We start from the raw sequence: 22932 nt of genomic DNA, 5'->3' as shown, positions 1-22932 counted from the left end.
TTTCGGGAGCAGAGCCTTTGGGACTCTGCATCCCGAAAGGCCCGTGGGATGAATTTGTTAGGCGTTGATGTCGGCCTCGGTGGTGAAGGCGTCCGCGTAGAACTCTTCATCCGGCAAACCGCATTGGGCGGCGAAATCTTTCTTGGCCGATTCCACCATAATCGGTGCGCCGCAAGCGTAGACCTGGTAGCCCGACATATCCGGCAAGTCGGCCATCACGGCCTGGTGCACGAAGCCGGTACGGCCGCTCCAGTTATCTTCGTCCTGTGCGTTGGAAATCACCGGTACATACTTGAAGTTCGGCAGGGTAGCTGCCCACTCGCGGCACAGCGCATCCATGTACAAGTCCTGTGGACGGCGGCCGCCCCAGTACAAGGTCATTGGACGTTCCGAGCCTTGCGCGCGCATGTGTTCGACGATGGCCTTGATCGGCGCAAAGCCGGTACCGGAGGCCAGCAGTACCATCGGCTTGTCGGAATCTTCGCGCACGAAGAAGGTGCCCATCGGGCCTTCGAAGCGCAGGATGTCGCGCTCTTTCATGGTGGTGAACACCTGGTCGGTGAACAGGCCGCCCGGCATGTGGCGGATGTGCAGCGCCAGCGGCTGGTCTTGATCGGGCGGCGTGGCGATGCTGTAGCTGCGGCGCTTGCCGTCGCGCAGCATGAATTCGATGTACTGGCCGGCGCGGAATTTCAGCGTCTCGTTGGCCGGCAGCTGCAGCGTAATGACGATCACGTCCGAGGCGACTTTTTCCAGCGTCGATACGCGCGACGGCATTTTGCGGATAGGATAGTCATCGCTGCCCGCCACTTCGCGCGCTTCGATCACCAGATCGCCCTGCGTGGTGGCGCAGCACAGCAGCGAGTAGCCGGCCGCTTCTTCGTCCTTGGTCAGGGCGCGTTCCTGGTGCGGCTTGTGGCTGACCGAGCCGGAAATCACCTTGCCCTTGCAGGAGCTGCAAGCGCCGTTTTTGCAGCCGTAAGGCAGGCCGACGCCGGCGCGCATGGCGGCGGCCAGGATGGTTTCGTCTGCCTCGCAGCTGAATTGATGGCCACTAGGCTGTACAGTTATCTGAAACGTCATACAATCTTTCTGATGAAAAACTTCAAAATTCAACAATTCCGTCGGCCGCGCGTGCTGATCGTCGGCTGCGGCGATGTCGGCATGCGCCTGTTGCCGCTGCTGACGCCGCATTTCCGCGTGTTTGCCACCACCAGCCAGCCGGAACGCCGCGCCGAACTGCGGGCCGCCGGCGCCGTGCCGCTGGTGGCCAACCTCGATGATCCAGCCAGTTTGCGCCGCCTGGCCGGGCTGGCGCCGTGGGTCGTCCACCTGGCGCCGCCGCCTGCCGAAGGCGTGCTGGACAGCCGCACGCGCAATTTGACCGCCATTTTACCCGAGCAAGGACGCTTGGTTTATATCAGCACCACCGGTGTCTACGGCGATTGCGGCGGCGCCTTGTTCGATGAGAGCCGCCCGGTGGCGCCGCGCAACGCCCGCGCGCTGCGCCGGGTCGATGCCGAGCGTACCTTGCGGCGCTGGGCGCAGCGCAGCGGGGCGGCGCTGTCGGTGCTGCGGGTGCCGGGGATTTACGCCGGCGACCGCTTGCCGATCAAGCGTTTGCAGCAGGGCACGCCGGCCCTGATCGAGGCCGATGACGTCTACACCAACCACATCCACGCCGACGATTTGGCCGCCATCATTGTCCGTGCGCTGTTATGTGCGCTACCGAACCGTACCTACCATGCGGTGGATGACAGCGAGATGAAGATGGCGGAGTATTTCGATGCGGTGGCGGACGCCTTCCAGCTGCCGCGCCCGCCACGCCTCCCGCGCGCCGAGTTGCAGCAGGTGGTGACGCCGGCCCTGTTGTCGTTTATGTCGGAGTCGCGCCGCCTGAAGAACGGCCGCATCAAGCGCGAATTGGGCGTGCGGCTACGTTATCCGACCGTGGCGGTCGCCTTGCAATGTAAAGATATGTAAAGAATTAACGAAAATTAAGCTAGTGCAATGTTATCGTGGGTTTTATGTGACAAACTTATAAGTTGACGCGTTTGACGCATATCAAAGAACGCGTCGCGTGATACGATATTGTTAGCCATCTTCCAATAAGGAGTGCGCGCATGGTAGCCAGTTTGCAGCCAACCAAGGAGCAAGTCCGCGCCTACATGCACCAGCGACAGCGTGAGTTTTGTCACCGGCCGCCTCCCATGCCGGAGGAAATCCGCCGCCAGTTGGGCTGGCATTACAGCGCCGGCTATCCCGAACACTTCTCCACCACCTCCTTGTTTTTCCCGGGCAGCATCGCGCAATTGGCCACGCTGATGGCGGTTGAATGGTGCTTCCTCGCAGCTGGAGTCCGTCGTCCGAGCTGATCTTTACATGGTTTGATACTTTTTTTTACAACAAAGTTCGCCATAGCATAAAAAAAGGGGTTAGAATCTATCCAATAATCACTCTTATTGGATAAGTGTCGTTTTTTTTCCAAAAGCGGCAGTGACCTACTACCTACCATGTCTCTCAAAGAAATTACCGCGTCGCCTACGTACAACCCAAACCGCGTGCTGGACGCCATCATTGAAAAACTGCAACTGAAAAACGATGCAGCGCTGTCGCGCGCGCTGGAAGTGGCCCCACCGGTCATCTCCAAGATCCGCCACAACACGCTGCCTATCGGCGCCACCATCCTGATCCGCATGCACGAAATCAGCGATTTCAGCATCCGCGAACTGCGTGAAATGATGGCCTCGTAATTTCAGGCACAGCAATAGAAAACGGCGCGCACCGCAAGGTGACGCGCCGTTTTTGTTGGGCGGTTCGGCTCAGGCCGAGGTGCTGATGGTGGTGCCGATGCGCTGGCCGCTGGTGTTGACCGTCGGGGCGACGGCAGCCTGCGGCGGAGGTGGCGGCGGCGGTTGTTCAATGCGTTCGGCTGGCTTGTCCACCGCCTTGACTTGCTCCGGCTGGCGGGCGGGGATAGCTTGCTGGACGGCGGTGCTGCTGCTCGGGGCGACGGTATTGACGGCCATGATGTACTCCCATCTTCTACTCTAGACCACCGAGTATGCCACTTTTTTGAGCATGCCGCCGTTTTTTTATGCGGTCAGGCGCGGACGCTGCTGATAAAAGCTCGACTGTTGCGCAGCGATGATGGCCGCCTCGGCCTGTGCCGCGCTGGCGCCGACCACGCCGGAATGCGCCACTTGCGCGCCCACCACGCCCGAATGCGCGAACTTGGCGCCGACCACGCCAGAATGGGCAAACTGCGCGCCGATCACGCCCGAGTGGGCAAACTGCGCGCCCACCAGGCCGGAATGGGCAAACGACACCGCCGCCACGCCCGAGTGGGCGGTATCGGCCTGCGCGGCTTTGCGCACGTAATCTTCGCCAAAAGTATCTTCATACAGCTGTTTCATGCGCAGGCCGACGCGGATGTGGGCCGCCTCGTCATCCTCGCCGCGCAGGCCGATGTACGGGAAGTGGTGCAGGAAGTGGCCGAACACGGCGTCGCAATCGGCCGCGTATTTCATGGTGTCGAGAATGTGGTAATGCCAGAAGGTGTCCACGTCCACCAGCGGTGCGGTCTGCTCGTTCGGGAATTTTTTCATCAGGATCAGGAAGCGGCGGTATTCGAACTCCACCGCGTTGGCGCGCTCCAGCGTCCAGCCTTCGCCGGACTCCTGGTGCATCAGTTTGACTTTGATCGGTTCCAGGTCGAGAGCGGCGATGGCGTGCAGGTCTTGGGCATTCATCAAATTCTCCTTTGGTTGTGACACGGGTTGAGAAAAAGCAGCGAACGGCTTTAATTTTGCCCGTAGGAGACAGATGTTCCTTGATGTTAATCAATGTTTGGTGGAAATCTACAGCGCGAAGTCCATGGCCCGGGACGGCGCCTCGCGCGCGGCGCGGGCGCCGACCGGCACCGTGATGGCCACCGTGGTGCCGCCATTGGGACTGGCGCTGATTGAGCAGGTGCCGCCCAGCAGGCTGATGCGCTCCTCGATGCCGACCAGCCCGAACGAGCCGGCCTTGTTGCGGCTGGCGTCGGGCAGGCCGATGCCGTTGTCGCTGATGGTCATGCTCAGTACGCTTTCAATCTGGCGCAAGTCCACCCGCACCAGGCTGGCGTGGGCGTGCTGCTGGATATTGCTCAGCGATTCTTGCAGCACGCGGAAGAAGGCGGTGGCGCAGTGGTCGTCGACGCGGATCTCGGTCTGATGGTCGATCAGCTCGCACACCATGCCCGAGCGCGCGCGGAACTGGGCGATCTGCCATTCCACCGCCGCGTTGAGGCCGAGGTCGAGTACGGTCGGACGCAAGTCGTTGATGATGTGGCGCACGCTCTTGATGGTGCTGTCGATTTGCACCAGCGTGCGCTCGGCGCGCGCGTGCAGGCGCGGGTGGCGGTGGCGGGTGCGTGTGCACAGCATGTCGACGTCGATGCGCAGCACCAGCAGATTCTGGCCGAGGTCATCATGGATTTCGCGCGCAATGCGCTTGCGTTCCTCCTCCTTGATTTGATCCGAGTGCGCCGCCAGCCGGCGCAGCTTGTGGTGCGACTGTTGCAGCCGCGCCTGGCTGGTGCGCAGCTCGCGCGTCATTTCCTTGGCCATTTTCACGGCCCGCATGCGCGACGAGGACAGCGTGTGGAACAGCAGGAAGAACATCAGCGAGCCGCTGAAGCCGCACACCATGGCCAGCCACGGCAGCCAGGTGTCGAAGCGGCTGTACCAGCTGACCTTGGGCGCGCTGAAGTGGGCGTGCCAGTGGCGGCTGTTGAAGTCGATCGGCAGCTCGACGCTGAACAGCTCGGCGGGCCGCAGCGCCGGGCTGTCAGGCTTGCTGTCAAACAGCTTCACCTCGGCGCGCGGGCCGGCATGGTCGCCGCCGTCGTACAGCACCAGGCGGGCGTCGCGTACCTGCATTTGCTCCAGCGCCGCTTGCACCAGGCGCGGCACGCTAAAGCCGATGCCGACCGAGCCCACGTAAGCGGCGCGGCGCTGCGCCACCGTGCCGGTCGGCATGCCGGGACGGTAGATCGGCAAGCGCAGCGCCAGCCCCGCGCCCAGCGGCTGGTGGGCGCTGTCGATCGGCGTGCCGGAGGCGCTCAGCTCGCCGCTGTCGCGGCCCTGCGCCAGCGCCCGCGCCACTGGCGCGCGGTAGCCGATGTCGCGGCCGATTTTCTCGCCGAACTCGGGCAGCGGCTCGATCATGGTCAGCACCCAGTACTCGGCGCGTTGCCCGGGCGGCGAGATCAGCATGGCCTCCGGGTAGCCAAGCGCGGTGTCGTCGCGCAGGCTGTGCTCGAAGGCGGTGCGGCCGTCGTGCGTCACGTACTGGGCGTAGTTGATGTTGTCCAGCGCCGGGAACTGGCGCTCGATGTTGAGGCCGCTAACGTAGCGGTGGAAGCCGGCACGGTCGACCTGGTCGGCGGCGTTGAAAAAGCTGGCGGTGCCGCGCAGCACGTCGGTGTAGGCGTTGATGCGCGAGTTGATGTTGTACTGCGCGTTCTGCGCTTGGTGCAGGAAGCGCTCGCCAGCGTCGTACTCGATGGTCTTGGAGGCCGCCAGGTGGAACAGCCCGCCGATCCCCAGCGACAGCAACACCCCCGCCCACCATGCCGGGCGGGACGACGAGAACAGTTGTTTTGCTCCGAAGAATGCCGCCACCACCTGTCCCTTGAACACTCCATAGTTTTTTGACTATAGGAAATAACAGTTCGCCGAGTCAAGAAATTTTGTTGAAAAGACATTTGTCCTATACGAACTGTTAATAAAAAACGGCACCCGCAGGCGCCGTTTTCAAGGAAAGCAGGGTGGGGCTTACTTGGCTGGGCCCCAGCTGTCTTTCAGGGTGACGATGCGGTTGAACACCGGCTTGCCTGGCTGCGAATCGACGCGGTCGGCAACGAAGTAGCCGTGGCGCTCGAACTGGTAGCGCTGGTCGGCCTGCGCCGCAGTCATGCCCGGTTCCAGGTAGGCCGTGACCACTTCCTTGGCGTTCGGGTTCAGCAGGGAGAGGAAGTCCTTGCCGCCGGCGTCCGGCTGGGCGTCGGTGAACAGGCGGTCGTACAGGCGCACTTCGGCTTCCAGTGCTGCAGCGGCCGACACCCAGTGGATGTTGCCCTTGACCTTGTAGTTGTCCGAACCCGGCGTGCCGGACTTGGAATCTTCAAAGTACTTCACGTGCACGGCGATGACCTTGCCGTTTTCATCCTTGTCGTAGCCGGTGCACTCGGTCACGTAGCCGTGGCGCAGGCGCACGCGGCTGCCCGGGTTGTCGCCGATCGGCGGGTAGTAGCGGAAGTAGCCCTTGCTTGGCGCTTCCATGAAGTCTTCTTCTTCAATCCACAGCTCGCGCGAGATCGGGAAGGTGCGCACGCCCATTTCCGGGTGGTGCGGGTGTACCGGCGAGGTGCACTCTTCGGTCTGGCCTTCCGGGTAGTTGTCGATGATCAGTTTCAGCGGGCGCAGCACGGCGGTGGCGCGCGGCGCTTTTGGATCCAGGTCTTCGCGCACGCAGCCTTCCAGTGTGCTCATGTCGATCCAGCCGTCGGCCTTGGTCACGCCGATGCGTTCGCAGAACAGCTTGATCGCTTCCGGCGTGTAGCCGCGGCGGCGCAGGCCGACGATGGTTGGCATGCGCGGATCGTCCCAGCCGTCGACGATTTTCTCTTCCACCAGCTGGCGCAGCTTGCGCTTGGAGGTCACCACGTAGGTCAGGTTCAGGCGCGAGAATTCGTACTGGCGCGGCACCGGCAGCTTGAAGAAACCGCCTTTCGACAGGGTTTCCAGCAGCCAGTCGTAGAACGGGCGGTGGTCCTGGAATTCCAGCGTGCAGATCGAGTGGGTGATGTTTTCCAGCGCGTCCGAGATCGGGTGCGTGTAGTCGTACATCGGGTAGATGCACCAGGCGTCGCCGGTGCGCACATGGTGGGCGTGGCGGATGCGGTAGATGGCCGGGTCGCGCATATTCATGTTCGGCGAGGCCATGGCGTCTTCGCTGATCTTGGCGCGCAGGATGTGCTCGCCGTCGGCGTACTTGCCGGCCTTCATGTCGCGGAACAGTTGCAGCGATTCGGCCGCAGGACGGTTGCGGAACGGCGAGTTGGTGCCCGGCGTGCTGAAGTTGCCGCGGTTGGCCGCCATGTCGTCGGCCGACTGGCTGTCGACGTAGGCGTAGCCTTGCTCGATCAGGTACTCGGCCATCTGGTACAGCTGCTCGAAGTAGTCCGAAGCATAGTGCAGGTGGTGCTCGACGCCGCCGCCCGCTGCCGGGTAGTCGTAGTCAAAGCCCAGCCATTTCACGCTGTCGATGATGGTGTCGACGTATTCCTGCTCTTCCTTGGCCGGGTTGGTGTCGTCGAAACGCAGGTTGCAGCGCCCTTGATAATCGCGCGCCAGCCCAAAATTGAGGCAGATCGACTTGGCGTGGCCGACGTGCAGGTAGCCGTTCGGCTCTGGCGGGAAGCGGGTGATCACGCTCGGCATGCCGTCGCGGACGTGGGTGCCGGCCGCCAGATCGTGTTCGACGATGGCGCGCAGGAAATTGGATGGTAGTGCTGGCGCTGGGCTGTTTTTATCGTTGCTCATCTGAAAGTTGGCTGTGCAAAAGTTCTATGTTGCTGCATTTTACCGTATCCCCAGTGGGGATACTGCGGCGCGGTATAATGATCGATTAATTTGCGATTTATTTGCAGCGCAACATAGCCCGGAGTTTCCAAAATGGAAAATTATTACAACACACTGGGTATCGCGCCTAACGCCACGGAAGACGAGATCAAAAAGGTCTACCGCTCGCTGGCCATGCGTTTCCACCCTGACCGCAATCCGGCGCCCGGCGCCGATGCCCGTTTCAAGGCCGTGACCAAGGCCTACGAGGTCTTGTCGGACCCGGCCAAGCGCGAGGAATACAACCAGAGCCTCAACCACCGCATCATCATCGATGCGGAGGCGGAAGCCTATCAGCTGTGGCGTTCGGTCTTCGCCCTGCATGGCACCACGCTGCCGGCTGCGTGAACCAACCTGTTTTAAGAAAGTAAGCAATGAGAAAAGTACACCCGGAATTCGCCTATCAATCGCGCGAGCTGGAAGGCCAGATCGAGGGCATCCTGGGCGATCCGCCGGATCGCAAGAATTACCAGCGCATGGTTGACGCGCTGGTTGGTGAATACGCCGACGGCGGCGGCATTGAAGACGTGAACATGCTGGCCTTCGCGCTGGTCGATCACATCGAGTTCAACAACCCGAAAGGCCTGCTGGCCGAAGCCGAAGACTACGAGTTCGGCGACGCCGCGCGCGTGTTCGCCATGGCCTCGTGCAAGGGTGACGAGCCGGCCCGCATGTACGAGGCGATTGCCGAGAGCATGCCGGATCTGGCGCGCCAGGCCATCATCACCGCCTTCCTGCACAAGAATCCGCGCAAGTGGGATGATGACGACCAGTCGCTGGAACAACTGTCGGCCAACGACGACGGCGACGATATCGAAGACGAAGATGCGGCCAGCGACGACTTCGCGCAAATGTTCGACCAGGATGGAGAATAAGCATGTCCGATGACAGCAAAAGCAATCTGCCAGCATTAAGCAAGCAAGTCACGGAACTGGTGCTGGCCGGCTCGCTGAGCCACGCCGAGCAAGCCTTTGCCGAAGCCGCCGACCAGTTCGGCGACCTGGCGGTGGTGGAAGTGCTCAACAACATTCCGCCGCAAGTGACGGCGCTGCACATGGCCGGTTTCGACGGCGGCAAGATGTCGCTGGCGACCCTGCTGGTGCCGCCGAAAGCATGGGCCGACAGCCTGGCCTTCATCGCCGCCACCTGGCCGGACGACCAGATCGAGGACGATCCAGAGCGCATCGCCGAGTCGCTGTTCGCGCACATCCACGGCGTGGTGTTCTCGACCGACGACGAAGACCGCCGCAACGAGCTGCTGGCTGCCGCCTCGGCCACCGATCATGGCTCGACCGCGTTTGCGATTTTGTTCTCGATGGCGCCGAAGGAAATCCTCGAAGTGGCCGGCGAGATCATCTCGAAAGGCCCGTACCTGACCGGCCAGACCACCTCCGACAACGACATCGTGCCGCTGGCGATCGCCTTGGCGCAAGCGTCGGAAGACGGCTGGGACCGCGCGCTGTTCGAGCTGTTCCCGGAATTCCGCCACAGCGCCGATTTGGCCGACGCCGAGTACGACGATGACCCGGACGCCGAGCCGACCATCCTGCAGCGCTCGACCAAGGAACTGCTGTACCGCCTGCGCAAGCAAGTACCGTCCACGCGCGCCGCGAAAACCTCGCGCCGCTCGGTCGGCACCAACATCTTCTCGTGATGGGCGGAGCATCGATGCTGCCAGCAATCGTAGTAGAAACCCTGCCGCGCCTGACGCGCGCGATCCAGCAACTGGCCCAGCATCCAGACGATGATGCCGCCTACACGCTCGCGGATGAACTGACCGGCATCACCGCTATGGTGGCCGAGAAGTTCACCAACGACCGCACGGCGGAAGGCATCCAGAAGGCGCTGCAGCTGACCACTGGCTGCGTGTCGCTGGGCCTCGATCACGCGCTGCCGGACGAGGATGACCTGGCCGCGCTGGACTTGCTGATCGACGAGGGCGCGGAACACGCGTTCCAGATCGGCTTCCGCATGATCAAGGAATTGTCGACCTTGCCGGAAGATGCGCTGGTCGGCGAGTACGATACCGATCCGGTGTACGCGGCACGCCGCCTGCGCGACAAGTTTGTCGATATCTGCCAGACCGATCCGAACCAGAACTGGGACGGCACGGCGCGCTACGCGGTGCAGTTCAAGCAGCGCAAGGAAGTGCAGGCGGTGGTGCGCTTGGCCAACTGGCTGCGCCGCCACAATACCGAAGGCCCGGTCAGCGATGCCGACCTCAACGCGGAAGGCGTGATTGCGCTGGCCATCATTTTTGCGGTGGAAGGCGGCGGCATGATCGTGGCGCGTACCGGCCAGAAGGAGTTCGAGCGTTTCGTCAAAGCGGTGCGCAAGAACAAGCCGGATTACGAGGCAGGCTGGGCAGCGCTGCTGGCCAAGGTGCCGGTGCAGCATCATCCGGTGCTGCTGGAGCGGATTGAAAGCTATCGCCAGCACTGCACGGTGCTGCACAACATCAAGGGCCGCACGGCGATGAAAACGCTGTTCGCGGAACTGGAAAACTACGCCGGCTCCGAACTGGACGCGGATTACTCCTGAGTCCCTGCGGCCTCCGTTGCCACGGCAACGAAGGCCGCTACTAAAGGCGATATCGCATCTTTGCGCTTGGCCAGATACAGCGCGGTCGTGGCCGAGGCATCGGCCATCGGGCGATAGCACACCTCGCTCATGCGGATGATGTCGAAGGAACTCGGCAGCACCGACACGCCGCAACCGGCGGCCACCAGGCCAATGATGGTGGACGCTTCTCCCGCCTCCATCGCAATCGTCGGCTTGAAGCCGGCTTCCCGGCACAAGCGGTTAATCTGCGGGTGAATGCCGGTGCCGGCGCTCTCCGGGTACATCACCAGCGGCTCGCCTTGCAAATCATTGATGGCGATGCTTTCCTTCTGCGCCAGCGGATGGCGGATCGGCAGCACCATCACCAGCGGATCGCGCCGCAGTACCGTCATCTCCACCGCTTCCGGCAAGGTCAACTCCGGCGGGCGCACCAGTCCCAAGTCCAATTCACGCGCCGCCAGCGATTCAATCTGGCCGACGGTCGACATCTCCTGCAAGGTCAGCTGCACGCCCGGATAGCGCTGGCGGTAGCGGTTGATCACGGCCGCAAACAGCGGCGTCAGCGGCGTCGAAAAAGTGAAGCCGACGCGCAGTTCGCCCGCCTCGCCACGTTCGGCCCGGCGCGCGGTCTGCATCGCCTGTTCGGACAAGGCCAGCACGCGGCGCGCATCCTCAAGGAACAGCTTGCCTGCCTCCGTCAGCCGCACCCAGCGCTTGCTGCGTTCCAGCAACTGAGCGCCCACTTCGGCTTCGAGCTGCTGAATCTGGTGACTGAGCGGTGGCTGGCCGATGTGCAATCGCTCGGCCGCGCGGGTAAAGCTTAACTCCTCGGCAACGGCAACGAAGTAGCGCAGGTGGCGTAATTCCATTATCTTTAGAAAGTATGACTGACGGTTTAAATATATATTGGACAGCTTAATGTGGCAATCCTAAGATGCGTCATCGTACCTCGCAGGAACTGCCAGCCATGTTAGCCGCCACCGCTCCACGTATCGCCCTCGGCAGCCCCGAATTCAAACGCAGCAACCGCGCCATGTTCTTTGGCGGCTTCTCGGCCTTCGCACTGCTGTACTGCGTGCAGCCGCTGATGCCGCTGTTGTCGCACGAGTTTGCCTTGAGCGCGGCGCAGAGCAGCATGGTGCTATCGATCTCGACCGGCGCGCTGGCCGTGTCGCTGCTGGCCTCCAGCGCCGTTTCCGAGCGGCTGGGCCGCAAGCCGCTGATGGTGGCGGCGATGGCCATTGCCGCCGTCATGACCTTGCTGTGCGCCTTCGCCCACAACTATCCGCAACTGCTGGTAATGCGCGCCTTGCTGGGCGTGGCGCTGGGCGGCATGCCGGCCATTGCCATGGCCTACCTCGGCGAGGAAATCGAACCGCAGTCGCTGGGCTTGTCGATGGGCTTGTACATCAGCGGCAGCGCGTTTGGCGGCATGGCGGGGCGGGTGATGACTTCGGTGCTCAGCGATCACTACTCGTGGCGGCTGGCGCTGGGCATGGTTGGCGTGGCCGGGATTGCGGCGGCGGTGGAGTTCTGGCGCAGCTTGCCGGACTCGCGCCACTTCGCACCGGCACACGGCGGCTGGCGCTCGCTGCCGTCCGGCTTCAAGTTGCACCTGTCGGATGCGGGCTTGCCGTGGCTGTTCGTGCTGGCCTTCCTGCTGATGGGCGCGTTTGTCAGCCTGTACAACTACATCGCCTATCGCTTGCTGGGCGGGCCGTTCACGCTGAGCCAGAGCCTGGTAGGCGCGGTGTCGTTCTTCTACCTGCTGGGGATTTACAGCTCGGTGTGGGCGGGCAAGCTGGCCGACCGCTACGGCCGCCGCAACGTGCTGTGGCTGATGGCCGTGATCATGTTCAGCGGCTTGCTGCTGACCTTGTCGAACTGGCTGCCGCTGATTCTGCTGGGCGTGGCAGTGTGCACTTACGGCTTCTTCGCGACCCACTCGGTGGCCAGCAGCTGGGTAGGGCGGCGCGCCACCAGCAACAAGGCGCTGGCCTCGGCCTTGTACCTGTTCTTCTACTACCTCGGTTCCAGCGTGATCGGCTCGGCCACGGGCGTGATGTGGGGCCGCGCCGGCTGGCCCGGTGTGGTGGCGGTGCTGGCCGTTGCGCTGGTGCTGGCGCTGCTGGTCGCGCTGCGCCTGCGCTCGCTGGCGCCGCTGGGACAGGCCGAAAAATAAGTGCACGCGGGCTGATCTACATCAGTGCCGCGCTTGATTGCTGCAACTGCTGAGGCGTGCGCTGGTCGAATCCACATTTATGGAGGAGACCATCATGTTGCACATCAACGATATCCAGCACCGGTTTTATTTTGTTGAGCGCGCGGTCAGGCTGGCTGCGCAAGCTGCGTCGGCGGAACCGCAACTGCCGCGCGAATTGCGCGACTGCCTGGAGCGGCTCGACAAGCACACCGACAATGCGCGCGAGGTCTTGCAAACCCTGGACGAACTGCGCATCCGCCGCCTGATCAATGACATGGACGTGTTGGCCGAACGCGCCAAGCGCATCTGCGACTACATCCCGACCCTCTCCGCACAAATCAAGAGCGCCGTCACCCACATGCGCAGCCAAATGCAGGAACTCAAGCGCGATATGAGTGTCTAACCGGAGTTGAAAAATCATGGATCATAAAAAAACTATGTTCAGTCAACTCATCCGTTTGGCGTATAGCCTGGTTTTCTTCATTGCATTTACCGCAGTAGCTGTTGTTGCGGACTTGCTTTCGGAAGGAATACGTCAGTTGGGCGTCGCCGATTTCACCTATTACTTGGTGGCACTGACTGCGCGCGTCTTGCTCGTGCTGGATGTGCTGCTATTCCTCTATGCCGCGTTTTTTTCGGCTTGGGACTTCTTGAAAGGACAAACGGAATGAACCACGATGCGAAAATCAAAGAGGAAAGTTACGCGAAGCGTATGTTTAAGGAGAGCTTGCGTTTCTATTTTGCGCCGCTGACGGGCGCGGTGCGTGGTGCTATCCGTGCCGTCAGGGCGGAAATGCGGCGCGCTGACCGTGAGCGCGCGCGGTTGCGACGCTAGCGCTCACTGTTGGCTACTTACAGCACGCCCTTCGCGCGGAGGGCTGCTATTTGTTGGTCGGTGCGGCCGAGGAGGTTGCGCAGGACGGTGTCGGTGTGTTGGCCGAGCAGGGGCGGGGCGACGGCGTTGTCGGTTGGCGTGGCCGACATGCGCATCGGGCTGCGGACTAGCTTGGTCGTGCCGGCCGTTGGATGCGGCACTTCCATCACGATGCCGCGCGCTTCCACTTGCGGGTTCTTGTAGACGTCATCGAGGTTGTTGATCGGGCCGCATGGCACGCCGACTTCTTCCAGCTTATTGATCCAGAAATCGCGCGGCTGTTGCAGCACCATCTCGGCCAGCAGTGGCACCAGCTCGTCGCGATTCTGCACGCGCAACGGGTTGGTGGCATAGCGCTCGTGGAAGGCGAGCTCAGGACGGCCACCCGCTTCCACAAACTTTTGATATTGCCCATCATTGCCCGTGGCGACGATGATGTAGCTATCCGCGCACTGGAAGGTTTGGTACGGCACGATGTTCGGATGGGCATTGCCCCAGCGCTTGGGAATCTTGCCGCTGTTGAGGTAGTTGCTGCCGGCGTTCGCCAGCATCGCCACCTGTACGTCCAGCAAAGCCATATCGATGTACTGGCCTTCACCGCTGCGGTCGCGGTGCGTCAGCGCGGCGAGGATGGCGATGGTGGCGTACATGCCGGTCATCAAATCAGTCAGCGCCACGCCGGCTTTTTGTGGACCGCCGCCCGGCAGGTCGTCGCGCTCGCCGGTCACCGACATCAGGCCGCCCATTCCTTGGATCAGGAAGTCATAGCCGGCGCGGTGCGCGTACGGGCCGTCCTGGCCAAAACCGGTCACCGAACAGTAGACCAGGTCCGGCTTGATTGCCTTCAGCGAGTCGTAATCGAGGCCGTAGCGTTTCAGCTGGCCGACCTTGTAATTCTCCAGTACCACGTCGCTGTGCTTGACCAGCTCGCGCAGCAGCTCCTGGCCTTCGGCGCTGGCGATGTCCACCGTCACCGACTGCTTGCCGCGATTGGCGGACAGGTAGTAGGCCGCCTCGGTCGTGTTGTTGCCGTCGGCATCACGCGCATACGGCGGGCCCCAGGCGCGGGTATCGTCGCCGCTGCCCGGACGTTCGATCTTGATCACTTCCGCACCGAGGTCGGCCAGATTCTGCGAGCACCACGGCCCTGCCAGTACGCGGCTCAGGTCGAGCACGCGGATATGGCCTAGCGCTTTTTGAGCTGTCATGGATGTTTTACCTTTTGAGCAATTTAGTCCGCTAGTGTGGCGGCGCGTCATTTTTTTTGCAAGTCGGCCGCCACCGCTTGTGCGGCCCGCCAGCGCTGCACCGGCGACGGGTAATCGGCCTTGCTGCGGCGCGGGCTATCGCTGGCGCGCATCATCTTGCGGAAGTAGCCCGATAGCCGTTCGGCCGGCCAGCCTGCGCGCCACGCCAGGCGCAAGCCCTCGAGGTCGGCTTCTTCTTCCTGCGCGTAATTGGTCTCGGCCAGCTTGCCCATCAAAGTACGGTCGTGATCGACCGCGTATTCGAGTTCAATGAACGGCCGTTGCAGCCATGCCGGTTCCATCCGGATCGCAGCCTCGTATTCCTTCAGATTGTGATGCAGGGTGGCGTGCTCGATCTCGTGCGCCAGTAGCATGGCCAACTCGTCGTCGTTTAACTGCAAGCGCTCGACATAGGCCTTGCTGACGAGGATTTTGCCGCCCGCCATGCAGTCGGCGTTTTGATCGGGATCGTCGGTGGTGTGGACTTCCCATGCCCACGCCGCCGTCTCGGGGTAATCGCGCCGCGCTTGCGCGACCAGCACCTCGGCAATGGCGCGCACGCGGGCGGTGAAGCGTTCGTCGCGGTCGATGATGCGTTCGGCTAGCCGGCCGGCGTACAGCACGGCGGCGCGCGCCATCACCTCGTCCTGTATCGGCGCTGCCGCATCCGCCATCGGCGCGGCTAGTAGCAAGAGTACGATTCGTGATAACGTTGCTATCCTTGCCATAACAACCTCCGAGGCGTCGCCATGTGGCCTTACCCTAAAATTGTTGCACATCGCGGCGGCGGTACGCTGGCGCCGGAAAACACCGTGGCCGGCCTGCGTGCCGGCCTGGCTTACGGCTTCCGCGCCGTCGAGTTCGACGTGATGCTGTCGCGCGACGGCATCGGCATGGTGGTGCACGACCCGGAATTGGGCCGCACCGTGGCCGGGCAGGGCAGCGTGGCGCAAACCGACGCCGCCGCGCTGGCCGCGCTCGACGCCGGCAGCTGGTTCAGCCCGGAATTCCGTGGCGAGCCGGTACCGTTCTACACCCAGTTCATCGATTATTGCAAGGCGCAGCGCATCTGGATGAATGTGGAAATCAAGCCGGCCGACGGTTTTGAGGCCGCCACCGGCGCCTGGGTCGCCAAAATCACCCGCGACAATTACGCCGCCGAACTGGCCGCCGGCGACCCGGCCGGCTACCCGCTGCTGTCCTCATTCAGCTTTGCGGCCCTGGCCGCCGCCCGCGACAGCGCGCCTGAAGTGCCGCGCGGCTACCTGCTGGACACCATCCCCGCCGACTGGCAGCAGCAGGCCAAGGCGCTGGACGCGGTTGCCATCCACACCAACCACAAGCACTTGACGCCCGCGCTGGCGGCCCAAATTAAAGAGGGCGGCTATGGCCTGTTTTGCTATACCGTCAACGATCCGGCGCGGGGCAGGGAAATCTTGTCATGGGGCGTGGACGGCTTCTGCACCGACCGCATAGATTTGATCGGCCCGTCCTTCGATATATAATCAATCCTTTGCATTTGCCAGTTACCACTAGCTCACGACATGAAATCATCTGAAATTCGCGACAAATTCCTTAAATTCTTTGAATCCAAAGGTCACACGATTGTTCGTTCCAGCTCGCTGGTGCCTGGCAATGACCCGACTCTGCTGCTGACCAATAGCGGCATGGTGCAGTTCAAGGACGTGTTCACCGGTACCGATAGCCGCCCGTACAGCCGCGCCACCTCGGTGCAGCGCTGCGTGCGCGCCGGCGGTAAGCACAACGACCTGGAAAACGTCGGCTACACCGCGCGTCACCACACCTTCTTCGAAATGCTGGGTAACTTCAGCTTCGGCGACTATTTCAAGCGCGACGCCATCAACTTCGCCTGGGAACTGCTGACCAAGGTCTACATGCTGCCAGCCGAAAAGCTGACCGTGACCGTGTACCAGGAAGACGACGAAGCCTACGATATCTGGGCTAACGAAGTGGGCGTGCCGAAAGAGCGCATCATCCGCATCGGCGACAACAAGGGCGCGCGCTACGCGTCGGACAACTTCTGGCAGATGGCTGACACCGGCCCATGCGGCCCATGCACCGAGATCTTCTACGACCACGGCGCCGACATCTGGGGCGGCCCTCCAGGCTCGCCGGAAGAAGACGGCGACCGCTTCATCGAAATCTGGAATCTGGTGTTCATGCAGTTCAACCGCGACGAAGCTGGCGTGCTGCACAAGCTGCCGAAGCAGTCGGTGGACACCGGCATGGGCATGGAACGCCTGGCCGCCGTGCTGCAGCACGTGCACTCGAACTACGAGATCGACCTGTTCCAGGCCCTGATCAAAGCCGCTGCGCGCGAAACCGGCGCCACCGACCTGGAAAACAAATCGCTGCGCGTGATCGCCGACCACATCCGCTCGGCCGCGTTCATGATTGTTGACGGCGTGATTCCAGGCAGCGAAGGCCGTGCTTACGTCCTGCGCCGCATCATCCGCCGCGCGCTGCGTCACGGCCACAAGCTGGGCCAGACCAAGCCATTCTTCTACAAGCTGGTGGCCGACCTGGCGATCGAGATGGGCTCCGCCTATCCAGAGCTGGAAGAAGCCAAGGACAACGTCGCCAAGATGCTGAAGGCGGAAGAAGAGCGCTTCGGCGAAACGCTGGAAACCGGCATGAAAGTGCTGGAAGCCCAGCTGGCGAAGGACGGCACCCGCATCGACGGCGCGACCGCCTTCACCCTGTACGAAACCTATGGCTTCCCGCCAGACCTGACCGCCGACATCTGCCGCGAGCGCAATATCGGCTTCGACCAGGAAGGCTACGACGCCGCCCTGAAGGAAAGCCAGGAGCTGTCGCGCAAGGGCGGCAAGTCGGTGAAGGACGCCAAGGTTGAGTACACGGGCGAGAAAAACAAATTCGTCGGCTACGACAGCCTGAACTTCGACAGCAAGGTTATCGCGCTGTACTCGGCAGGTTCGCCGGTACAGGAACTGAAAGCCGGCCAGTCGGGCATCGTGGTGCTGGACACCACCCCGTTCTACGCCGAGTCGGGCGGCCAGGTGGGCGACCAGGGCGTGATCGCTACCGCCGCTGCGCAGTTCAGCGTCGGCGACACCCTGAAGATTCAAGCCGACGTGTTCGGCCACCACGGCGTGCTGGAAAGCGGCTCGCTGAAAGTGGGCGACGCCGTCAGCGCCAAGGTGGATGAAGCCAAGCGCGGCCGCACCATCCGCAACCACTCGGCCACCCACCTGATGCATAAGGCCCTGCGCGAAGTGCTGGGTTCGCACGTGGCGCAGAAGGGCTCGCTGGTTGATCCAGACAAGGCCCGTTTCGACTTCAGCCACAACGCGCCGATGACCGCTGCGGAAATCGCCCAAGTGGAAGCCATCGTCAACCGCGAGATCCTGCAAAACCACGCGACCCAGCAGCACCACATGTCGTTCGACGACGCGGTCAAGCATGGCGCCATGGCGCTGTTCGGCGAGAAGTACGGCGACGAGGTGCGCGTGATGGACATCGGTTCGTCGAAAGAGCTGTGCGGCGGCGTGCACGTCAACCGCACCGGCGACATCGGCCTGTTCAAGATCGTCTCGGAAGGCGGCGTTGCTGCTGGTATCCGCCGCGTGGAAGCCGTGACCGGCGAAGGCGCGCTGGCGCTGGTGCAAGGCATGGCCCGCAAGCTGAATGAAGCGGCGGCTGCACTGAAGTCCAACCCGGACGAGCTGACCGTCAAGATCGGCGCCGTGCAAGACCAGGTGAAATCGCTGGAGAAGGAACTGGCGGCACTGAAGTCCAAGCTGGCCGCAGGGCAGGGCGACGAGCTGGCGGGCCAGGCAGTCGACGTCAAAGGCATCAAGGTGCTGGCAGCCACGCTGGACGGCGCCGACGTGACCGCGCTGCGCGAAACCATGGACAAGCTGAAAGACAAGCTGAAGACCGCCGCCATCGTGCTGGCATCAGTCAATGACGGCAAAGTCAGCCTGATCGCCGGCGTCACTGCAGACAGCACTTCCAAGGTCAAAGCAGGCGAGCTGGTGAACTTCGTTGCCCAACAAGTGGGCGGCAAAGGCGGCGGACGCCCTGATATGGCGCAAGCCGGCGGCACCGATCCGTCCGGCCTGGCCGGCGCCCTGGCCGCAGTTTCGGCATGGGTAGGCGAGCGCGTATAAAGCAACAAAATCAGCTGTAAAGCTGTGTTAATGCGGCCTGCGTGCGGTCTGGTGACCATGCGCAGGCCGTTGTCGTTCCGGGGTTACTGTTGTATACTTTCCAGTTCCCGTTGCAAACTTGCAACGTACAACGAACTATTTTGGTGCAGCGCGTCATCCGCCCCGAAAAGGAGTAGTATGACGACACACCTAACCAAAAGAGCGGGTTCTCGATGAGCGACACGATACTTGAAAACGAAATCATGGAATTTCAAAAGGAACTGGACGCACGCGGCCTCAATTGCCCGTTGCCTATCCTGAAGGCCAAAAAAGCACTGGCCGAGCTGCAAAGTGGCGAGGTGCTGCGTATCATGGCCACGGACCCGGGTTCGGTGCGCGATTTCCAGGCGTTCTGCAAACAAACCGGCAACGCCCTGTTGTCGCACGTCCAGATCGGCCGCGAGTTTGTCTTTTTGATGCAGCGCAAATAACAGCCGCTGTATTTTTCCTTCTAGAAGTTCGTCTGAAAGATTTTATTTTTAGACGATTTCTACTAGCGAAAAAACGCACGATCGTGCTTAAAATTCTTGTGGCGGCTAGATTTCTCATATAATCTAGCCCACATTGTTAGTCCCGAATTCCTATTTTTCCCAAAGGCACAGCTATGAAAGTCTTGGTACCCGTCAAACGTGTAGTCGACTATAACGTCAAGGTGCGCGTGAAGTCCGATAACACCGGCGTCGATATCGCTAACGTCAAAATGTCGATGAACCCGTTCGACGAGATCGCGGTTGAAGAAGCGACCCGCCTGAAAGAAGCTGGCAAAGTAAGCGAAGTGGTGGCCGTGTCCGCCGGCGTCACCCAATGCCAGGAAACCCTGCGTACCGCGATGGCCATCGGCGCCGACCGCGGCATCCTGGTGGAAACCGCTACCGAACTGGAACCGCTGGCTGTCGCCAAGCTGCTGAAAGCGCTGGCTGACAAAGAGCAACCGCAACTGATCATCCTCGGCAAGCAAGCGATCGACGACGACTCCAACCAGACCGGCCAGATGCTGGCTGCGCTGCTGGGCTGGCCGCAAGCGACCTTCGCCTCGAAAGTGGTGCTGGAAGACGGCAAAGTCACCGTGACCCGCGAAGTGGACGGCGGCCTGGAAACCCTGGCGCTGACCCTGCCGGCCATCGTCACCACCGACCTGCGCCTGAACGAGCCGCGCTACGTGACCCTGCCGAACATCATGAAAGCGAAGAAAAAGCCGCTGGACGTGACCAAGCCGGAAGACCTGGGCGTGGACGTTACCCCGCGCCTGAAGACCGTCAAGGTTGCCGAGCCAGCGAAGCGCTCGGCCGGTATCAAAGTGCCTGACGCCGCTACCCTGGTCGCAAAACTGCGCACCGAAGCTAAAGTTATCTAAAGGAATCCGAAAATGGTCGCATTAGTTATCGCAGAACACGACAACGCCAGCCTGAAGGCAAGCACCCTGCACACCGTCACCGCTGCCGCCCAGTGCGGTGGTGATGTGCACGTACTGGTGGCTGGCTCGAACGCCGGCGCCGCTGCTGCCGCTGCCGCGCAAATCGCCGGCGTGTCGAAAGTGCTGGTCGCCGAAGGCGCGCACTTCGCTGACGGCCTGGCAGAGAACGTGGCTGAACAAGTGCTGGCAGTGGCCGGCGCCTACAGCCACATCCTGGCGCCAGCAACCGCCTATGGCAAAAACATCCTGCCACGCGTCGCAGCCAAGCTGGACGTAGCGCAGATTTCGGAAATCACCAAGGTTGATTCGCCGGACACCTTCGAGCGTCCTATTTACGCTGGTAACGCCATCGCTACCGTGCAGTCGGGCGACAAGGTCAAAGTCATCACCGTGCGTTCGACCGGCTTCGACGCTGCTGCCGCTACCGGCGGTTCGGCTGCAACCGAGACCGTGGCTGCCGTTGCCGATTCGGGCAAATCGGCCTTCGTCGGCCGTGAAGTGGCCAAGTCGGATCGTCCAGAACTGACCGCTGCCAAGATCATCGTGTCCGGTGGCCGCGGCATGGGTTCGGGCGAAGCCTTCAAGATCCTGGAACCGCTGGCAGACAAGCTGAACGCCGCCATGGGCGCATCGCGCGCTGCGGTGGACGCGGGCTACGTGCCGAACGACTGGCAAGTTGGCCAGACCGGCAAGATCGTTGCGCCTAACCTGTACATCGCCGTCGGTATCTCGGGCGCGATCCAGCACTTGGCCGGCATGAAAGATTCGAAGACCATCGTTGCGATCAACAAAGATCCAGAAGCGCCGATCTTCTCCGTTGCCGACTACGGCATCGTTGGCGACCTGTTCGAAGTTGTGCCACAACTGGTTGCTGAGCTGGGCTAAACCCGCACAAAGCACCTCTCAGGCCACGCTGATCCGGGATGCCGGGTTGCCGTGGCCTTTTTCTTGGAGACATAAGATGCCATATCAAGCACCGATCAAAGACATGCTGTTCGTGATGAACGAACTGGCCAACCTGCAAGCCGTGAGCCAACTGCCGGGCTGCGAAGACGCAACGCCGGAAACCGCCGAAGCGGTACTGGAAGAAAGCGCGAAATTCGTCGCCGGCGAAATCGCCCCGCTGAACCACGCAGGCGACAAGGAGCCAAGCTACTGGACTAAGGACGGCGTCATCACCACCAAGGGCTTCAAGGAAGCCTTCCGCCAATTCGCCGACGCCGGCTGGCAAGGCCTGCAACACCCGGTGGAATTCGGCGGCCAGGGCTTGCCCAAGCTGGTCGGCACGCCATGCGTGGAGATGCTGCACGGCGCCAACCTGTCGTTCGCGCTGTGCCCGCTGCTGTCGGACGGCGCGATTGAAGCGCTGCTGACCGCCGGCAGCGAAGAGCAAAAAGCCACCTACCTGGAACCGCTGGTGACCGGCAAATGGACTGGCACCATGAATCTGACCGAGCCGCAAGCCGGTTCCGATCTGGCCGCCGTGCGCACCCGCGCCGAGCCGCAGGGCGACGGCACCTACAAAATCTTCGGCACCAAGATCTTCATCACCTACGGCGACCACGACATGACCGAGAACATCGTTCACTTGGTGCTGGCGCGTACGCCGGATGCACCGGCGGGCGTGAAGGGGATCTCGCTGTTCATCGTGCCGAAGTTCCTGGTGAATAAAGACGGCTCGCTGGGCGCGCGCAACGATGCGCACTGCGTATCGATCGAGCACAAGCTGGGCATCAAGGCCTCGCCAACCGCCGTGCTGCAATTCGGCGACAACGGCGGCGCCATTGGCACGCTGGTGGGCGAAGAGAATCGCGGCCTGGAATATATGTTCATCATGATGAACGCGGCGCGCTTTGGCGTGGGCATGCAGGGTATTGGCTTGTCGGAGCATGCTTATCAACACGCGCTGGCTTACGCCAAAGACCGCGTGCAGTCGCGTGACCTGAATGGTTCGCCGGCCGGTGTCGCCATCATCAATCACCCGGACGTGCGCCGCCTGCTGATGAATATGCGTTCGCAGACCGAGGCCGCGCGCGCGCTGGCCTACGTTGGCGCCTCGCTGTACGACGCGGCCCACCACAGCGCCGATGCCGAAGTGCGCGCGCAGAATCAGGCGGTGTACGAGTACTTGGTGCCGGTCATCAAGGGCTGGTCGACCGAGCTGTCGCAAGACGTGGCCCGCGACGGCGTGCAGATTCACGGCGGCACGGGCTTCATCGAAGAAACCGGCGCGGCGCAGCACTATCGCGATGCCAAGATCCTGACCATCTACGAAGGCACGACCGCAATTCAGGCCAATGACCTGATCGGCCGCAAGACCGTGCGCGATGCGGGCAAGGTGGCCAAGGCTTTGATCGCGCAAGTGCGCGCGACTGAAGCGGAGCTGGCCAAGCTGGAAGGTGCTGACTTCGCGGCGATCCGCAAACACCTGTCGCAAGGTGCGGCGGATCTGGAAGCGGTGGTGGACTACGTGGTAGCCAACATCAAGGCCGACATCAAGGGCGTGTTCTCGGGCAGCGTGCCGTATCTGAAACTGGCCGGCATTGTGCTGGGCGGCTGGCAGATGGCGCGCGCGGCGCTGATCTCGCAGCAGAAGCTGAGTGCCGGCGACGGCGACGCCAGCTTCTACAAGGCCAAGATTGCAACCACGCGTTTCTTCGCTGAGCACTTCCTGACCCAGTCCCCGGGCATCCGCACCTCGATTATCGAGGGCAGTGCAGGCGTGCTGGCGCTGGATATCGAGCAATTCTAAAAAAGTTGAATCCGATG

25 protein-coding genes are annotated in these 22932 nt (G+C 62.1%); 17 read left to right on the top strand and 8 right to left on the bottom strand.

The window, feature by feature from the left end:
* Positions 1-57 precede the first annotated feature (57 nt).
* Entirely contained in the window at positions 58-1083 is a 1026-nt protein-coding gene (locus tag GTP45_RS01730; protein ID WP_161012153.1) for a CDP-6-deoxy-delta-3,4-glucoseen reductase, read from the bottom strand.
* A 12-nt stretch (positions 1084-1095) separates the two neighbouring features.
* Here GTP45_RS01730 and GTP45_RS01725 point away from each other — a divergent pair, with 12 nt between their 5' ends.
* The 3 genes from GTP45_RS01725 (at position 1096) to GTP45_RS01715 (ending at position 2753) form a co-directional block, all read left to right on the top strand.
* Positions 1096-1983, top strand: coding sequence for an SDR family oxidoreductase (locus GTP45_RS01725; RefSeq protein ID WP_161012152.1), 888 nt, complete (start codon positions 1096-1098; stop codon positions 1981-1983).
* Between the two features lie 140 nt (positions 1984-2123).
* On the top strand, positions 2124-2375 hold the full coding sequence (locus GTP45_RS01720; RefSeq protein ID WP_161012151.1) for a hypothetical protein: 252 nt from the start codon (positions 2124-2126) through the stop codon (positions 2373-2375).
* A 138-nt stretch (positions 2376-2513) separates the two neighbouring features.
* Complete coding sequence (locus GTP45_RS01715) at positions 2514-2753, top strand: hypothetical protein (protein WP_092278423.1); 240 nt, start codon at positions 2514-2516, stop codon at positions 2751-2753.
* A gap of 69 nt (positions 2754-2822) precedes the next feature.
* On the opposite strand, the gene GTP45_RS01710 is transcribed toward GTP45_RS01715, so the two are convergent.
* From GTP45_RS01710 to GTP45_RS01695, 4 genes are all read right to left on the bottom strand, one after another.
* Positions 2823-3029, bottom strand: coding sequence for a hypothetical protein (locus GTP45_RS01710; protein ID WP_161012150.1), 207 nt, complete (start codon positions 3027-3029; stop codon positions 2823-2825).
* A gap of 66 nt (positions 3030-3095) precedes the next feature.
* Complete coding sequence (locus GTP45_RS01705; protein WP_161012149.1) at positions 3096-3752, bottom strand: glycine-rich domain-containing protein; 657 nt, start codon at positions 3750-3752, stop codon at positions 3096-3098.
* Between the two features lie 108 nt (positions 3753-3860).
* Positions 3861-5687 carry a CHASE domain-containing protein gene (locus tag GTP45_RS01700; protein ID WP_371874402.1) on the bottom strand — a complete coding sequence of 609 codons (1827 nt, stop codon included), beginning with the start codon at positions 5685-5687 and terminating at the stop codon, positions 3861-3863.
* A gap of 135 nt (positions 5688-5822) precedes the next feature.
* Positions 5823-7592, bottom strand: a complete 1770-nt coding sequence (locus GTP45_RS01695; RefSeq protein ID WP_161012148.1) for a glutamine--tRNA ligase/YqeY domain fusion protein — start codon at positions 7590-7592, stop codon at positions 5823-5825.
* Between the two features lie 132 nt (positions 7593-7724).
* On the opposite strand from GTP45_RS01695, the gene GTP45_RS01690 reads away from it, so the two are divergent.
* From GTP45_RS01690 to GTP45_RS01675, 4 genes are read left to right on the top strand one after another with little or no spacing between them, the layout of a single operon-like run.
* Positions 7725-8018: a DnaJ domain-containing protein gene (locus GTP45_RS01690; RefSeq protein WP_092278413.1), complete on the top strand. Its 294-nt coding sequence runs from the start codon at positions 7725-7727 to the stop codon at positions 8016-8018.
* Positions 8019-8044: 26 nt separating this feature from the next.
* A complete protein-coding gene (locus GTP45_RS01685; protein WP_161012147.1) occupies positions 8045-8545 on the top strand; it encodes a hypothetical protein in 501 nt (166 codons plus the stop codon).
* Between the two features lie 2 nt (positions 8546-8547).
* Positions 8548-9324, top strand: a complete 777-nt coding sequence (locus GTP45_RS01680; RefSeq protein ID WP_161012146.1) for a hypothetical protein — start codon at positions 8548-8550, stop codon at positions 9322-9324.
* A 14-nt stretch (positions 9325-9338) separates the two neighbouring features.
* The gene (locus GTP45_RS01675; protein WP_161012145.1) at positions 9339-10211 is read left to right on the top strand and encodes a hypothetical protein; all 873 of its coding nucleotides are present in this window, start codon (positions 9339-9341) and stop codon (positions 10209-10211) included.
* Here GTP45_RS01675 and GTP45_RS01670 read toward each other — a convergent pair.
* On the bottom strand, positions 10202-11101 hold the full coding sequence (locus GTP45_RS01670; RefSeq protein ID WP_161012144.1) for a LysR substrate-binding domain-containing protein: 900 nt from the start codon (positions 11099-11101) through the stop codon (positions 10202-10204). The two genes, GTP45_RS01675 and GTP45_RS01670, sit on opposite strands and share 10 nt — an antisense overlap.
* Positions 11102-11166: 65 nt before the next feature.
* On the opposite strand from GTP45_RS01670, the gene GTP45_RS01665 reads away from it, so the two are divergent.
* The 4 genes from GTP45_RS01665 to GTP45_RS27915 all read left to right on the top strand — a co-directional run bounded on the left by GTP45_RS01665 (position 11167) and on the right by GTP45_RS27915 (position 13270).
* The gene (locus GTP45_RS01665) at positions 11167-12414 is read left to right on the top strand and encodes an MFS transporter (RefSeq protein ID WP_161012143.1); all 1248 of its coding nucleotides are present in this window, start codon (positions 11167-11169) and stop codon (positions 12412-12414) included.
* Between the two features lie 94 nt (positions 12415-12508).
* Positions 12509-12838 (top strand): hypothetical protein, encoded by a 330-nt coding sequence (locus tag GTP45_RS01660; protein ID WP_161012142.1) that lies wholly within the window; start codon positions 12509-12511, stop codon positions 12836-12838.
* A 16-nt stretch (positions 12839-12854) separates the two neighbouring features.
* Positions 12855-13106 (top strand): hypothetical protein, encoded by a 252-nt coding sequence (locus tag GTP45_RS01655; RefSeq protein WP_161012141.1) that lies wholly within the window; start codon positions 12855-12857, stop codon positions 13104-13106.
* Entirely contained in the window at positions 13103-13270 is a 168-nt protein-coding gene (locus GTP45_RS27915; protein ID WP_166454505.1) for a hypothetical protein, read from the top strand. Before GTP45_RS01655 ends, GTP45_RS27915 begins: the two co-directional genes overlap by 4 nt.
* A gap of 17 nt (positions 13271-13287) precedes the next feature.
* Here the strand turns inward: GTP45_RS27915 and GTP45_RS01650 are convergent, their stop codons facing one another.
* Positions 13288-14517: a CaiB/BaiF CoA transferase family protein gene (locus GTP45_RS01650; RefSeq protein WP_161012140.1), complete on the bottom strand. Its 1230-nt coding sequence runs from the start codon at positions 14515-14517 to the stop codon at positions 13288-13290.
* 47 nt (positions 14518-14564) lie between these two features.
* Entirely contained in the window at positions 14565-15248 is a 684-nt protein-coding gene (locus tag GTP45_RS01645) for a M48 family metalloprotease (protein ID WP_161012139.1), read from the bottom strand.
* Positions 15249-15305: 57 nt separating this feature from the next.
* On the opposite strand from GTP45_RS01645, the gene ugpQ reads away from it, so the two are divergent.
* The 6 genes from ugpQ to GTP45_RS01615 all read left to right on the top strand — a co-directional run bounded on the left by ugpQ (position 15306) and on the right by GTP45_RS01615 (position 22915).
* Complete coding sequence (ugpQ, locus tag GTP45_RS01640) at positions 15306-16061, top strand: glycerophosphodiester phosphodiesterase (RefSeq protein WP_161012138.1); 756 nt, start codon at positions 15306-15308, stop codon at positions 16059-16061.
* Positions 16062-16100: 39 nt separating this feature from the next.
* A complete protein-coding gene (gene alaS, locus GTP45_RS01635) occupies positions 16101-18710 on the top strand; it encodes an alanine--tRNA ligase (RefSeq protein ID WP_161012137.1) in 2610 nt (869 codons plus the stop codon).
* 242 nt (positions 18711-18952) lie between these two features.
* On the top strand, positions 18953-19180 hold the full coding sequence (locus GTP45_RS01630; protein ID WP_092279519.1) for a sulfurtransferase TusA family protein: 228 nt from the start codon (positions 18953-18955) through the stop codon (positions 19178-19180).
* A 173-nt stretch (positions 19181-19353) separates the two neighbouring features.
* Positions 19354-20103, top strand: coding sequence for an electron transfer flavoprotein subunit beta/FixA family protein (locus tag GTP45_RS01625; RefSeq protein WP_161012136.1), 750 nt, complete (start codon positions 19354-19356; stop codon positions 20101-20103).
* 12 nt (positions 20104-20115) lie between these two features.
* Complete coding sequence (locus GTP45_RS01620; protein ID WP_161012135.1) at positions 20116-21048, top strand: electron transfer flavoprotein subunit alpha/FixB family protein; 933 nt, start codon at positions 20116-20118, stop codon at positions 21046-21048.
* 76 nt (positions 21049-21124) lie between these two features.
* Positions 21125-22915 carry an acyl-CoA dehydrogenase gene (locus tag GTP45_RS01615; protein ID WP_161012134.1) on the top strand — a complete coding sequence of 597 codons (1791 nt, stop codon included), beginning with the start codon at positions 21125-21127 and terminating at the stop codon, positions 22913-22915.
* The last annotated feature ends 17 nt before the right edge of the window (positions 22916-22932 follow it).

The sequence above is a fragment of the Duganella rivi genome (assembly GCF_009857435.1).
GTDB classification, from domain to species: Bacteria; Pseudomonadota; Gammaproteobacteria; order Burkholderiales; family Burkholderiaceae_D; genus Rugamonas; species Rugamonas rivi.
The sequence above is the reverse complement of the archived record's forward strand: the minus strand, read 5'-3'. Positions and strand labels throughout refer to the sequence as shown.